At 38.9% G+C, this 14723-nt stretch carries 16 protein-coding genes and 1 riboswitch; all 16 genes read right to left on the bottom strand.

Features of this window, described 5'->3' with window-relative positions:
- Nucleotides 1–63: 63 nt before the first annotated feature.
- The 16 genes from B7E07_RS21830 to B7E07_RS21905 all read right to left on the bottom strand — a co-directional run bounded on the left by B7E07_RS21830 (nucleotide 64) and on the right by B7E07_RS21905 (nucleotide 14709).
- The gene (locus tag B7E07_RS21830) at nucleotides 64–1281 is read right to left on the bottom strand and encodes an MFS transporter (protein ID WP_080848880.1); all 1218 of its coding nucleotides are present in this window, start codon (nucleotides 1279–1281) and stop codon (nucleotides 64–66) included.
- A gap of 208 nt (nucleotides 1282–1489) precedes the next feature.
- On the bottom strand, nucleotides 1490–2137 hold the full coding sequence (locus B7E07_RS21835) for an FMN-dependent NADH-azoreductase (protein ID WP_080848881.1): 648 nt from the start codon (nucleotides 2135–2137) through the stop codon (nucleotides 1490–1492).
- Nucleotides 2138–2398: 261 nt separating this feature from the next.
- Nucleotides 2399–5371 (bottom strand): hybrid sensor histidine kinase/response regulator, encoded by a 2973-nt coding sequence (locus B7E07_RS21840; protein ID WP_080848882.1) that lies wholly within the window; start codon nucleotides 5369–5371, stop codon nucleotides 2399–2401.
- A gap of 101 nt (nucleotides 5372–5472) precedes the next feature.
- A complete protein-coding gene (locus B7E07_RS21845) occupies nucleotides 5473–5799 on the bottom strand; it encodes a cupin domain-containing protein (RefSeq protein WP_080848883.1) in 327 nt (108 codons plus the stop codon).
- A gap of 262 nt (nucleotides 5800–6061) precedes the next feature.
- The gene (locus B7E07_RS21850; RefSeq protein WP_066450929.1) at nucleotides 6062–6223 is read right to left on the bottom strand and encodes a DUF1540 domain-containing protein; all 162 of its coding nucleotides are present in this window, start codon (nucleotides 6221–6223) and stop codon (nucleotides 6062–6064) included.
- Nucleotides 6224–6293: 70 nt separating this feature from the next.
- Nucleotides 6294–6665, bottom strand: coding sequence for a hypothetical protein (locus B7E07_RS21855; protein WP_080848884.1), 372 nt, complete (start codon nucleotides 6663–6665; stop codon nucleotides 6294–6296).
- Between the two features lie 86 nt (nucleotides 6666–6751).
- Nucleotides 6752–7759: a ThiF family adenylyltransferase gene (locus tag B7E07_RS21860; RefSeq protein ID WP_139785686.1), complete on the bottom strand. Its 1008-nt coding sequence runs from the start codon at nucleotides 7757–7759 to the stop codon at nucleotides 6752–6754.
- Nucleotides 7756–8523 (bottom strand): thiazole synthase, encoded by a 768-nt coding sequence (locus B7E07_RS21865; RefSeq protein WP_080848885.1) that lies wholly within the window; start codon nucleotides 8521–8523, stop codon nucleotides 7756–7758. Before B7E07_RS21865 ends, B7E07_RS21860 begins: the two co-directional genes overlap by 4 nt.
- 3 nt (nucleotides 8524–8526) lie before the next feature.
- Nucleotides 8527–8730, bottom strand: a complete 204-nt coding sequence (thiS, locus tag B7E07_RS21870; RefSeq protein WP_080848886.1) for a sulfur carrier protein ThiS — start codon at nucleotides 8728–8730, stop codon at nucleotides 8527–8529.
- Between the two features lie 4 nt (nucleotides 8731–8734).
- Nucleotides 8735–9862, bottom strand: a complete 1128-nt coding sequence (thiO, locus tag B7E07_RS21875; RefSeq protein ID WP_080848887.1) for a glycine oxidase ThiO — start codon at nucleotides 9860–9862, stop codon at nucleotides 8735–8737.
- On the bottom strand, nucleotides 9840–10454 hold the full coding sequence (locus B7E07_RS21880; protein ID WP_080849336.1) for a thiamine phosphate synthase: 615 nt from the start codon (nucleotides 10452–10454) through the stop codon (nucleotides 9840–9842). Before B7E07_RS21880 ends, thiO begins: the two co-directional genes overlap by 23 nt.
- Before the next feature lie 98 nt (nucleotides 10455–10552).
- Nucleotides 10553–10662, bottom strand: a riboswitch (TPP riboswitch).
- A 215-nt stretch (nucleotides 10663–10877) separates the two neighbouring features.
- Nucleotides 10878–11021 carry a sporulation histidine kinase inhibitor Sda gene (gene sda, locus B7E07_RS21885; RefSeq protein WP_257391517.1) on the bottom strand — a complete coding sequence of 48 codons (144 nt, stop codon included), beginning with the start codon at nucleotides 11019–11021 and terminating at the stop codon, nucleotides 10878–10880.
- Nucleotides 11022–11102: 81 nt separating this feature from the next.
- Nucleotides 11103–11459, bottom strand: coding sequence for a hypothetical protein (locus B7E07_RS21890; protein ID WP_080848889.1), 357 nt, complete (start codon nucleotides 11457–11459; stop codon nucleotides 11103–11105).
- A 48-nt stretch (nucleotides 11460–11507) separates the two neighbouring features.
- Nucleotides 11508–12563 carry an ATP-binding protein gene (locus B7E07_RS21895; RefSeq protein ID WP_218970449.1) on the bottom strand — a complete coding sequence of 352 codons (1056 nt, stop codon included), beginning with the start codon at nucleotides 12561–12563 and terminating at the stop codon, nucleotides 11508–11510.
- Between the two features lie 37 nt (nucleotides 12564–12600).
- On the bottom strand, nucleotides 12601–13263 hold the full coding sequence (locus B7E07_RS21900) for a cobalamin B12-binding domain-containing protein (RefSeq protein WP_080848891.1): 663 nt from the start codon (nucleotides 13261–13263) through the stop codon (nucleotides 12601–12603).
- A 99-nt stretch (nucleotides 13264–13362) separates the two neighbouring features.
- Nucleotides 13363–14709 carry an MATE family efflux transporter gene (locus tag B7E07_RS21905; RefSeq protein ID WP_080848892.1) on the bottom strand — a complete coding sequence of 449 codons (1347 nt, stop codon included), beginning with the start codon at nucleotides 14707–14709 and terminating at the stop codon, nucleotides 13363–13365.
- Nucleotides 14710–14723: the final 14 nt, after the last annotated feature.

Below are 14723 nucleotides of genomic sequence, written 5' to 3' on the forward strand. Positions count from 1 at the left end.
GTGCAGGAACTCTCTATTATGGATTATAAACTTACAGCTGGAAAATGAATTGGTTTAGTGTACTTACCTCTGATCCTCCATTAAGTTCATCTTGCCTTTATTGTTTTTTAAAGAGAGGTACACAGACAGCAGCAACGCCCCTGAGATCATAAAACCCACTCCGCCCAGCATGCCAAGCCACCGATTATCTGCATATTCAAGAGCGACCCCCGCGCCAAACATGGAGATCCCAATCATGGAATTAGAGATGGTTGCAAATAAACCAAATACAGATCCTTGTTTGTTTTTCGGGACGATTCTCATAAGGGTAGAATCAAAACAAGTACCTCCCACACCAGCACAAAATCCAATGATGATATAGACTAAAACAGCAATCGATATAGAGTGCAGCTGGCTCAATATGATGAGAAATAATCCTTCAAAAATTAGGACTGAAAAACCAATGATCAGCAAATGATTGTGCAGCCGCTCCCCTACTATAAAGCTGAGCATGAGCCCCATTCCGAGAGAACCGTAAAAAAGGCCAACTCCCAAGTCTCCAAATTGAAATTCTTCAACAGCATATACACTAATGAGAACATTGTCTATTCCATTCAGCAGCGGAATAAGGAACTCACTGGCAAGCAAGAGCAGAAGCAGACTAGAAGAAAACAAGAAGGCAATTGTATTTCCTTGTTGAACACTTTCGGAATTTTGCTCGGTCATACTCTCTTTTTTCACATGTAAGCGAGAAAGGATTAAGGCAGCCAGTAAAAATGATATAGCATTTGCCCAGAAAGTAATCTCCGATCCTAAAAAATAGGAAGCTGCTCCACCGCTTAAAGATCCGCCAATTAAAATGATACCAAGCATTACTTGCTCTAAACTATTCACTTTCACAAGGTTCTTCTCTTCTACAAGCAGCGGTATAATTGATTTCCTTGCCGGCGCGTAAATAGCCTCTCCTGCTCCAAGGATAAATGTTCCAACGTATATGACCCAAACTTGGTCTGGGCTTTTAACAAATAAAAAGGAAAGAGCAAAGATTATTCGTATGAGATCCGTTGAAACCAGAATGTTCTTTTTGGAAAATTTATCTGAAAGCCAGCCGCCAAGCGGAGCAAATAACAGGAACGGTATTACCCGAATTGCCAAAGTTAATCCAACAGCAAAACCAGATCCGGTTAGTTCCAATAAAAGAGCCAGGACAGCCACCTGACTGAAGCGATCGCCAATGCCATTTAGCACACCTGCGCTGAAAAGTTTTCGGTATTCTTTTTCTTCTTTAAACAAGCTGAGCATTTTACCACAACCCCAATTAGATTATTATCTAATTAGATAATAATCTAATTATAGTATTCTCATCAACCCTTTTTTAAAAATTGCAGGTTTACGAAAAGGAATGAATTAACTGCGGAAAAATTTAGAATATCTTGTAACGCTCTCTTATATAACTTTTACCCAACAAAAAACCAGGAGAACAAGTCTCCTGGTTAAGGTGAAGCCGTTATTAAGCATTTTGTGGAAGCTTAGCAAGGTTAGCTGCAGATTCTTTTACTTTCTCTAATCCAGCTTCAATAATTTCAGCCGCTTTGTCAGGCATTGCATTGTGACCTTCAATTACTACTTCGTCAATGATGTCCATTCCGAAGATGCCGCCAACTACATTGCGCAAATAGTTAGTGGACATTTCCATTGGAGCCATCTCAGGAGTAGAGTATACTCCCCCGCGAGCACTTAGGAAGATCGCTTTTTTGTCCGTCATTAATTGAACCATGTTACCTTGTTCGTCATACTTGAATGAGAAACCAGCCGCATAAACATAGTCAATGAAAGTTTGAAGCTTTGCAGGGATCGTTAAATTCCATAGTGGGTATGTGAACACAACCACATCCGCCGCTGAAACAGCGTCCATCGCTTTTTGTTTTGCAGCTAATAGTCTTTGTTCAAGATCTGTTAACTCTTCACCGCTCTGTAATTTTCCAAACGCGTTGAAAAGATCTTGTCCGAAATAAGGTGTATCCTCTGCGAATACATCATAAGTTGTCACATTTAACTGTTCCGCACCTTGTAATGCTTCCATAAATGTTTCATACATTTTGCTGGAAACACCTTCAGCTGCCGGACGGTTATTTGCTTTTACTACTAAAACGTTCATGTAATAATTCCTCCTGATGGAATGATTTTAAGGACCTTATATATAAAACAAAACGGAATGGTTATGTTTAAGGCTATCCTTTAATCATTATAGTAGAAGAATATATTAAATGCATGAATTTTGCTCAATAATTCGAGATTCTTGAATTAAAAGTATTTTTACATAAGGAAGATACTGATGTTTTGCAATATCAGCCTCTTTCACCTTATAGATATAATTACTAAAATTTTTGTTTTTATAACTAATGTTTATTTCCAAACGTTATCTTTCATTCTTTACTCTGAAAGAGATTGTGGTACCTTGACCAAGGCCGCTTGTCATTTTCAGACCCGTTCCATATAACTTTTTTAAACGCAAGTTCGTATTATAGACTCCAACTCCGCGGTTTTTCAGCCGATCATCCGAAAGAATGTCAGTCATTCTCTGTTGTGTCATCCCAACGCCATTGTCAGAAACTGTAATAGAGACTTCCTCACTCTCTCTAGTTATTGAGATCAGAAGCTTTCCTCCCATTTTACTCGGCAAGATGCCATGCTGAATGGCATTTTCAACGATCGGCTGGATGGATAATGGCGGAATCATCACATGGAGCTCTTCTTCAACCTCCCAATTCACCTCTAATTTCTCCTGAAATCTTTCCTGCTGAATGAATAAATAAGCTTTTACTAACTCAAGTTCATACTGGATAGGCACAAGTCTCATTGAATTCTGAAAGTCAAAGCTCGATTGCAGATAAACGATAAATGCCTCCAAAACAGCTCTCATCTTATCAGGATCTTCTTCCTGCAGATACAGTACTGTATTTAGCGTATTAAATAAAAAGTGCGGACGAATTTGAGCCTGCAGCCAAGCTGCCTCTACCCTTAAATGCTCTTGAACAGATAGCTTCAGATGAACTAGTGCATTTACACGTGCTTGTAATTCGAGGATTTCAACAGGTTTGGACACGTAATCATTCGCCCCTGCCTGAAAACCCGCATACTTATCCTCCGGACGATTACGTGCTGTCAATAACAAAATAGGCAAATCGGAAATCGAATACCTCTCCCTTATTCTTCGCGTTAGTTCATATCCGGACATTTTCGGCATCATTACATCACTAATAATCAGATCCCATTTCTCATTAAGGCGCTCTAAAGCATCTTCCCCACTTAAAACCGTTGTAAGCTTATACTCTTCACTACTGAGCAAATCAACTAGAACCTTTCCGTTCACGGGATCATCATCAACAACTAAAATGCTGGCCGTTCGTTCTTGCCCTTCTTCCGCTGCAGCCGGCGTCATTAGCAATTCCTCTTTTTCTTTGCTATGTTTGACAGTAATAGGGCTTTGCGTAACCAGCTCTTCCTTTGCTGCCACTGGCATAGTGAAAGAAAAGGTAGATCCTTCACCAGGCACCGACCTGACAGACAATTCACCACCATGCAGATGAATGAGCTCCTTGCAAATAGATAAACCTAGCCCAATCCCTCCCCCAAAGGAGGTTATGCTTGGATCACCTTGTTCGTACGGCTGAAAAATTCGATTCTGAAGTTCCATGTCCATGCCGATGCCTGTATCTGATACAAAAATAGTTGCTTTAGTTTCATCATACTCGGCGCGAATTTCAACTAATCCAGTATCAGTAAATTTAAGTGCATTATGAACTAAATTATAGATAATCTGAATCAATCTACGTTCATCCGCTGCTACACTAGGAAAATCATCATCTATACTCATCTTGATCTCTAACCTTTTCCCAGCGTTCATATGCTTCAGCATATCAATCACCCCTGTTGCGGCCGGCTGAAGTCTTACTCCTTCGATATGTAGAACAATTCCTTTTTCTTTCAACCTCGTAAAATCAAGCAGATCATCAAGCAGCAATGACATTTTCCTGCCTATATCCAATATTAGCTGTAAATTGGTATTATTATCTTTTTTAAGGAGAGATTCGGTGATTCCTAATATCCCATGAAGAGGATTGCGCAGCTCATGAGAGGTATTTGCCAGAAAATCATCTTTTTGCTTATTTGACTTTAACAATTCCGCAGACAATATCTCTGTTTCTCTTACTTTGCGAACATAACTCTTCAGCCAAAAAACAGAAAATAGAATAACAGCTGCCATTATATCAAAAGGATAAAAGTAATAATCTGCTGTTAATCGATACTTTAATATAGACCAAATAACATTGTTTAACACAGCTGCCGCTGCAAAGAACAGAAATACAACATCCTCCCGCCCGCTGATGACAAGTTTGGCAAACTGTATGAGAGCTGCCAGCCCTGATATAAATAGGATTCCCCCAAGAACAAAGCTGAAATTCAAAATGGTTTGTACAGGAGTAATAAATATAAAAACGATATAAGCTCCACATAAATAAGGATAATAATTAAATAGTGTAGGAAGCTTATAATCTAGCAGAAAATATCTAATAAATAAAAATAGAAATAATGCGGTACACGTATAGATACTGAATATACTTTTAATTAGCTCTGTATACGTTAACGGAATGACAGATATAAGCAGCCGATCATCTGAAATTAACACCATTAAAGAAGCACTAAGCATGAGCATCACAAAAAATAAAAGTGCTCTGCTCCTAAATCCGATTAAATATAATAGAAAAACGTACAACCCATGCAGCAAAAGAACAACTACTACAGCTATCTGGCTCAAGGAGCTAAGTTGTATATTCTTTTCTATAAACTCACTTTTTCCAAAAAGGATGCCTCCAGCAGAGTTCTTTTTCATGTCTACGCCTAGTTCCTTAACATGAACAATTACTTCAGTATGATCTCCATCTAGCGGAAATTGGACATGATAAGGAGTAGATTCAGGGATATCTTTCCCTGAACCGCCTGCATATTCACCATTAATATAGATCGCTGTTTTAGCCCGTACAGATGGAAATCGAATACTATACAGCCCGTTAGCGTGATCCTGTTGATTATGATAAATCATTAGCCGATATGTTCCGTACCCTTTAGATGAATACCACCTATCTTCTACCTCAACGATTTTTTTTTGCGCTTCAGATAATAAATGATTATTACTTATGATTTCTCCTGAATAAAATTCCCATTCTCCTGAAATAGCAATATCTGAATGTGCTAAATGATCTAGATGGACGATTCCATTGACTGCATTCGCATCGGGAACAGAGTTGTTAAACATGATCCAAAAGGCTCTGGCTAAAATAAGCAAAATAACAAAAAGCCCAACCAAAAAAAGCAGATTTTTTTTCTTCATCTTTTACCCCTATATATCGAAACCTTATTTTCTACTCATTTTACATTATAAGGAAATACAACAAAAGCGGATAGATTATTTCTAAGATAAAAATGAAGAGCCTATTCTAAAAAGTCTTCTCGCTGTGGTGAAAAGACATCCAAAATGACCGAACCTTCTTCCAGCGAAATGACACCGTGAGCTGCATTTGATGGTACATAAATACTATCTCCAGCGTTCACTTCCTGAACATTTCCATCTAATTCAAATTGAAAACTTCCCTTTATAATATAGCTAATTTGCTCATGATCATGCTGATGGACCGAACCTATTGCACCTTTTTTAAAGGTAACCTCAACCATCATTAATCCTCCGCCCCGTGTTAAGAGTTTTCGGCTTACACCGGCACCCACTTCATGTGACGGTACTTCTTCTCCATATACAATCATTCTTTTCCCTTCCTCTCTAATTCTGCACTTTCCAGTGATATCTTGAATTAGTTCGACTTTTTTTAAAAAATACCTATAAAAATTTTCATTTATTTCTCTTTTCGTGAATAATAATGATTATTATTATCAACACTATAATTAGAAATGAAAAGCAATAGACCTTTCCGAAGCTTTTATATCTTAGCTGCAAAAAGGCTGGTTACTATTTTTTACTTTTTAAGTATAAAAAAGAGACAACCACCGCCGGTTGCCTCCTTCACTCTTATAAATCCGCAGGTTCAAACGTCTTGCAGTCTGTTTCACTGCTAGTTGAAGCATCATCTTTTTTATTATTGACAATATAAATTTGTGTTGCACCACATTTGTTTTCAGAATTAATGTTATAGGCACAGCTGTTGACTTCACACAAAACATCTTTTGCCATGAGATCGACACCTCCCTTTATCTCTATCTTACCCAAATAGCGAGGTTCTACTCATACAAGCATATTTTCTTCATTCTCCACTCTCATACTTCTCTAAAAATTGCATGACTTCTTCTTTGCTGCTGGATTGGAAGATCGGTTTTTTGTCTTTACTTTTACCTAAGTCATGATATAAAAGAAAATAAGGATATTTATTGTCCAGTGGAATTGGAAGATTTTGCTCCTTTGCCCAATACTCAGAAATCGGCGAAGATTCCCCTAAGCTTGAATACGTCCAGATTTCATCCTCCACTGCATAATGGTTCTGCAAATCTTCTTCTGTATCTTCAAAATTTTTATACACAACATATATACTAATTGTGTCGTCGGTATCTTTTTTTACATTCGTTTGTTCCGGTAACGCTTCTTTGTTAGCACCAAACAACTTGCTAAACAAACCCATCTACCTCACTCCCTTTTCTTTTCTGAATATACGAAAAATAACCTCATAGAGATATTATATCCCTTGAGGTTACTGAAGTTCAAAACTTAGCCTGTCAATCTTGTATAAATCGTTTTGGCCATTGTGATATCAGCCGTATCATGAATGATGGCTCGCCCATCCTTGAATAATATCACGCGATAAGACTCATACTGAAATGAAAGTAAATGTGTATTAGCCAGCATTTTTTTCGTCTGCTTTTCCCATTGCTCTGCCAAATATTTGAGATCCAGTGTTCTCGGTACAGGAGGACGGATATGAACAGCATCCCTCCCGCATAAAATATCAGCTTTTGTTTGTTTATCCATGGTTAAAAAAGGGTGCAGCCGCTCGATCCCACAGCATGGACACTCAGGGTTTTTCAGCTTTTCAACATTCATTTCTGCATGTTCCATTTTCCAAATATCAAATGAACGCAAAGTCGGTGTTACATCTTCACCGGTTAGGATTTTCATGGTCTGTGCAACTTGCATAGAGGCAACCCACTGGACGATCGGACTGATCACTCCCGCTGTATCACACGTAACATTTTGCGATGGAATATAATCAACCAGACAGTGAAAACATGGGCCCTTGCCAGGCAAGACTGGATATGTCATTCCATAGCTGCCGACACAGGCACCAAAGACAAATGGGATATTCTGTTTCATGGCCGCATCATTAATCACTAATCTCGTTTCAAAATTATCTGTTGCATCCATTAGAATGGAGGATCCCTCTGCCAATTCCTCCACATTTTGAAAATAAATATCCATTACATGCTCTTTTATGATTGTTTGACTGTTTATGGATTGCAGCCGCTGTTTCGCAGCTACGGCTTTAGGCAGTTTCTGCTTTGCATCATCCTCTGTATACAGCTGCTGTCTTTGCAGATTGCTCCATTCTACATAATCGCGATCTGCTATAATCAATTTCCCAACACCAGCACGAACGAGCATCTCCGATATTGCAGAACCTAGAGCACCCATTCCAAATACAACTACTGTGCTCTCTTCTATTTTCTTCTGTCCCTTTTTGCCGATGAATAATTCCTGTTTCATGTAACGGCTATTCAAGATGTGATCATCCCTGTCAGCGGACTGCTTGCAACTCCATAGTTTTTTTCGTGAATTCTTCCTGCTTCATACCCTAACCTTCCTGCTTCTACCGCCATTTTCATTGCCAATGCCATTTTCACAGGATCCTCTGCTCCTGAAACAGCTGTGTTTAATAAGACGGCATCCGCTCCAAGCTCCATGGCATATGCAGCATCCTTCGGTGAACCAATTCCAGCATCAACAATAACAGGTACATCACTTTGCTCAATAATAAACTGAAGGTTTAATGGATTGATAATGCCTCTCCCTGATCCAATAGGAGATGCACCGGGCATAATGCCATGAACACCAAGCTGTTCAAGCCGCTTTGCTAAAACGACATCATCTGATGTATAAGGCAGAACAATGAAGCCTTCCTCCAGTAACAGCTCAGAAGCTTTCAGCGTTTCAACAGGGTCTGGCAGCAGCGAACGATCACAACCGATCACTTCTACTTTTATCATGTCGCATAATCCTGATGCTTTAGCCAATTTTGCAATTCTGACCGCCTCTTCCGCTGTTTTTGCACCTGCTGTATTAGGCAATAATGTATACCTCTTTAAATCAAGCTGCTCCAGAAAATTGGGCTGTGTTTCCTCAAAAATATTCATTCTTCTTACTGCAAATGTGAGAATTTCACTTTCAGAGACATCCACCGCCATCTTCTGAACCTCAAAGGATGGATATTTTCCTGTTCCCAGCAGCAACCTGGACTGATACGTACGATCTGCAATTTTTAACATGTATTAACCCCCTCCTACAAAATGAATAAGCTCTACTTTGTCACCAGTACTTAATTGATGGCTTTCATATTTGTCTTTCAGTACAATGTCTTGATTGATTTCTACAATAACAATACGATTTTGCAGTTTTAAAAAGGCTAGAAGCTGAGCAGTCGTTTTTACTTGCTCTGGCAATTCATGTACCTTTCCGTTTAGCTCGATCTTCACCTATTCACCCCCTCCCAGTTGAAACTGCCGATGGAAGGCGATCAATTTTAAATGCCTCCACCCATTCTGGATTAACTGGATTACCGCTTATTAAATCGGCGATCATTCTCCCTGTTCCAGGAGCTAACAATATACCGTTTCTTTGATGACCAGCTGCAAAGTAGAGACCTTTCTGTTCCGGATGTTCTCCGATAAAAGGAAAACCATCAAAGGTTTGTGGTCTTAAGCCCGCCCAGCTTCTCAGCCATCTCATTCCTTGAATAGAAGGCAGCATTTCTTTTGCCTTTTTAATCACCATTTCAATCCCCTCAAGGGTGGGTTCTTCATTCCAGTCATTCCATCTTTTCGTAGCACCCACAATGAGTTCATTATTGTTTCTTGGGACAATATAATGCTGATCATGGAAGATGGAGTGTGCAAGCGGCATCTGATCATTTAAAACTGCAATACACTCACCTTTTACTGGAATAATCGCATTCATTAACCCTGTTTGCTGAAAGAAATAATTGCTCCACACACCGCTGGCAATTACCACCTGATCTGCCGTATACGATCCCTGTGTGGTATTGACCTTGTAGTGGCTGTGTTCATTAACCACCGACAAAACCTTCGTAAATTCAAAGATATCTGCCCCAAGAAGTAATGCCCCCTTACTAAAACTATTGGAAGCAATGGCAGGTGTTATGTGGACATCTTCCTTTAAAAATGACGCTCCAATGATTTGATCCGTTAAATGGGGCACTTTTGTTATTGCCTCTTCTCTTGTCAGCCATTCCACTTCCGACAGCTGCAAAAGAGGATATCTTTCTTCCTTCTCTTCAGGTGTGTATGCAAGCTGGAGCAGTCCGCCTGTTTTCATTTCAAAATCGATCCCAGTTTGTTCTTTTAATTCCTGATACAGCTCCTTGTATAAAAGCTGGCTGCTGCGTGCAAATGAGTATACATTTTGAAATTCCTTATATTCGGAATGCGCACCTAACATCCCGGCTGCGGCACTGGTTGACCTGCTTCCAATATCTCGCTCTTCGAATAGAGCAACTTGGCGTTTATCCTTCGCCAAATAAAAAGCGATTGCACTGCCAATAATTCCGCCTCCTATGACAGCTACTTCAGTGTGATTGGTTTTTAACATATGCACACCTCTCCTTTAATCTTTTAGCAGCTTCCGCTGGGTTTCTAGATGCAAAGATTGCTGACATAACAGCTACCCCATCCGCTCCATATGAGGCAACCTGTTCAATACGAACCTCATTAATACCGCCAATGACGTACAAGGGGATTGAAGCAGATCTTTTTATATTTCGAATGGAGCTTAATGGAATCGGCTCCTTTCCCTTTTTACTGTCTGTCGGAAAACAGTGGCCGTACAGCATATATGTTGCACCATGCTTCTCAGCTGTTATCGCTTCATCCAATGTATGAACTGATATACCACAGTCTAAGTTAGGATAGGTGCCTTTTACATGCTCCAGCGGCAGTCCATTTCCAGGCAAGTGTAGCTGCTGCAGCTGTAAAAGGAGAGCAATATCCATACGATCATTCATTAGCAGCTTTTCCTTCGGCACTCCCTCGTTAATTAAGCGCTTACCTAATTGATACAGTTCCCCCGCACTTCGCCGTTTCTCTCTAATTTGGATGTAATCAACGAATGGATGTATTTGAATAATTGATTTCGTTAGTTCATTGATCTCTTGATACCCATTCGTAACGGCCATCAGCTTCATTTTCTCAGCCCCTTTCTTTTTCGGCCAAACAAAAAACCACTCCCCTAAATATAGGAAAGTGGTTAAAATTTGCGCACGCTCAAATAAGCGCAAATATATGAATGATAGCGCCACTTTCCTACGCAGGTACGAACCTGTTCAGGTTATGAGGGTTTAAAAGTAACTACTTTATTCTCAGCCCTTATCAAGGGATCCCCTAGTGTTAATTGTATTCTGAAACATTTATACATATTTTAGCATAAATTAGATAGATTTCCACCCTTTTTTAGTTTTAGAATGTCTTCATCAACCTTAAGAAGAATCAATCTGAGGTGTAAATTCTTATTTGTTCAATCTGTTTTCCATCAGTATCAATAAATCATTTGATATAAAAAAAACCTATACAAAAAAAGAAGCAGTGCGTAGGAGCACTGCTTTTAGATGCTATGATTTCATTTCAACTGAATTTTTTTTCACAATTTTTATGTTTCTTCTTATCATCTCTTCCGCTAGCATTGCAATAAAATCTTCATCAAGTTCTAGTCTTATTGCATCTTGATAGGCTTCGATTAATTCCTCATTTGACATTTTCAAAACAAACCTTACCCCTTTGACACAGTTTTACCCTTATATTTTACATTTTGTTCTGTAACAGTACAAAGTAAATTTTTATATTTCCTTCAAAGATGAAAGTGCGAGGACAAAGGCTTTCCGATAAAATTCCTCTCGCTCTGCTGATAGTTGGCCTTCAATTTTAGAATAAATTCTCTCAAAATTATCAATTATATGCTCTGTTTTCATTCCCCTGCTCGTTAACACATTGTTAAGCCAGTGGGAATAATCGAGGAAAATCTTTGGTTCATTGACAGAAAAAGCTGTTTCGAGATTTTTAAAGTGATGCCCGTTATCTTCCTTGCACTTTTCTTTGCCCCGTTCTCCAAATCGCTCCATCAGTTCGGGGTAGGCAAGATATGTATCCTTCATGACATCTTCTATGATGTTTGCAATAATTATATCGTCATTCATCCTTATCACCTCTATCAATAGCAAATTCCGGAGCTGCATTTACGATCCTTACATATCTATAGGCAGAATAATGGTAAATTGTGAGCCGCTTTCTGCTTCACTTTTCACCTCAATTGTGCCTCCATGCATATTGATAATATGCAGTGAAACAGCCAATCCAATTCCAGTTCCCTTCTCTTTCATCGTGAAAAATGGGGTAAAAAGGTTTGCAATGGTTACTTGTGTCATCCCGATTCCATTGTCCTCAAATGAGATACTAATGGCATCATCTGTTAAATCCGTTCTTATGAGAATTTGTCCATTGTTTCTGTTTTTGCTATTTTGGATCGCTTCCATCCCGTTTCTCAGGATATTTAAGAAGACTTGCTTCATCTGCTTCACATCAACATTAACAGCAGGCAGAATATGTTCTTTTACATACTTTACTTCACAATGGATCTTTTTCGATTCTGCATTTGTCAGCTGGACCACTTCAGTAATCATTTTCTGCAGGTTGGATTGGGTTTTATTGGGGGTAGCTGGTTTTGTCGTATTCAAATATTGGTAGATAAGATTGTTTGCCTGATTGATTTCGTCTAATGCTATATTTGCATAATGCTCTTTGCCAATCGAACTTAGATGCGGCTTAAGCAGTTGTAAAAAACCCCTGATACTTGTTAAGGGCTTCTTCAATTCATCTGCAATGTGACTGACTAACTTACTAATATTCGATAGATTGTCTTGCTGCATAAGAAGCTGCTGCACTCTTTTTAAAGAGTGTTCCAGTTCATCCTGTTTCTCAGCAATTGTAAGATTTTCATTGTTCAGCTGTCTTTCCAGCTTTGTTACAAATGATTGGACCTGATGAACAAATTCTTGTTTTTCAATACAAAAAACATTTAACTTCTTTTCTGAATCCCATTGAATATATACATCAAAAAGGGTAATAGGCTGATGCTTCGTCAGCATATTAATTTCAATCTTCGTTTGGCCGACGTTAGATTTCATAAATTTTTCGACCTTTTTTATACTTCCGTAGTCAACCAAATCCATAAAATTGGACGCTTGCGGGAAATGCTGAAATACTTCGTCAGATACACCGAGTATATTTAATTGCTCATCCATTATAAAATACGGGAAAGGGACGGATTCAATATGATTCTTAGCTACCGACATAATCTCTGCTGCTAATCTTATTATTCACAAGCCAATCATTAACCTCAACCAAATCCTTCAGAACCACCGTTTTACTTTTAAGATAATCATTTAATGGATACATGGTTGATACTCTCCCTCCAACTATAATCTTCGGCTTATAGTCTAATTGGTCAATTTGCTCCACCAATCGGATCAGATTCGGAAGATTATACACGATAGATATTGAGATACATAGGACATCTGGCCTCCACTTATTTGCAAATACAACTGCATCATGTACAGGAAGATTTGATCCAAAAAAGCGTATATCCCAGCTATGTTCTTTAAAGACATTGTGGACCATTTTTAGACCTAGGCTATGCTCTTCCCCTTCTATGCAAAACATCATTACCTTGCCTGGAGACTTCTTTTTTTCGATCGCAGCACTTTCTCCTACTTTAGAAAGCACAAAACTGCATACATTGGATGCGATATGCTCCTCTGCAACAGAAATTTCATTTTCCTCCCAAAGCTCGCCTATGTATCTCATTACTTTCGTTAATAGCATTTCATAAATATATAGACGATCGTATCCTTCATCTATCAATTTTGATACTTCAACCCATGTGCCGTGTTCGTCTCCTTTTAGCATTAAATCTGCTAAATCCTTTACTATTTTCCCCTGCATTCCAAACACTCTTTTACCGTTTTTATCATCAGTTTAACAGAAGAAAGTACCATCTACTAGTGCAATTTAATAGATTATGGAATTTTCATAAAAAATCCTCTATTTGAATTTTAATCTTTCTAACTTCCCAACTGACATCGCTAGAAATAGAGACCTGCCTAACGTAAAGATAATAAACGAAAACCACAGCTGGTGCGGGGTCATGGCTGATTGGACAGCAAAGGTATACACCAGAAACAAGATAAGCGCCATAAAAATACTATTTCGAACATATTTTGCTTCAGCAGCTCCTGAAAACACACCTTCCAGCTGAAGATTCCAGAAGCCCACAATTGGGTAAGCCACCATCCAGATTAAGAGCGAGGCAGCCTGAACCTTCACTTCTTGAATGTTTGTGAAAAAGGATAAAAGCTGTTCGCCAAAAAATAAAACGACAAACGCTAACACGCCCGCAGAAATAGCTCCCCATATAAAGGAAAGCGAAAGTGTCCGTTTGAACAAGTTTTTTTGCTGACTGCCAATGGATTTGCCAATCAGGATACTAGAGGCATTCCCAAATCCTCCAATCAGATAAGCTATTATATAATGAATCTGCAGTAAAATACTGTTTGCTGCCAGTGCCACTTCATCCATTCTGGCACTCATCGCTGTAAAAACTCCTGTCATGGTCAGCAGACAAATAGACCTTAAGAATAAATCTCTATTTAATATAAGCATTCTCATAAACGCTTCTTTTTTTAAGATCAGATTCCAGCGAATAGTGCTAATATCGATTTGTTTCATTCTTAGTACAAAATATAATCCTATGAAAACGGTGCTGACTTCAGCAATTAAGGTTGCTGCTGCTACCCCTGCTACGCCCATTCCAAACCCCAGTACGAATAAAAGATCCAACAAGATGTTGCATACATTCATATATACTTGTGTAGCTAATGATAATTTCACCTTTCCTAAGCCCATTAGCCACCCAATTAACACATAATTTAATAGTGCAAAAGGCGCTCCCCAAATTCTTATGGAGAAATAGGCAGAGGTCAATGACTCTATTTCAGATTGGATACCTAATAATTTTTGAGAAATATATAAAATTGGACCCTGCAGAATAATAAAAATAAGACCAATACCAATTGCTATGGCCATAGGACGCAAAAATGATAAGGCAGATTCCTCCTTATCATTTGCACCAATCGCTTGTGCTGTTAAGCCTGTCGTACTTACTCTCAAAAAGCCCAGCAGCCAGTATATTGTATTAAAGATAACTGCCCCAATAGATACAGCTCCTATTCCCACTGGATCAGGCATCCTTCCTACTACAGCAGTGTCAACAGCTCCGATAAGCGGTGTTGAAATCCCTGCAATAATCAGCGGAATGGCCAGCTTAATATAATCATGGTGAGTGACAGTTGTCTGTAAATCCTTTGAGACGGCTGATTTCCGCATTCCCATTCTTTTTATCCTCC

Source organism: Cytobacillus gottheilii (assembly GCF_900166665.1).
Taxonomy (GTDB): Bacteria; Bacillota; Bacilli; order Bacillales; family Cytobacillaceae; genus Cytobacillus; species Cytobacillus gottheilii_A.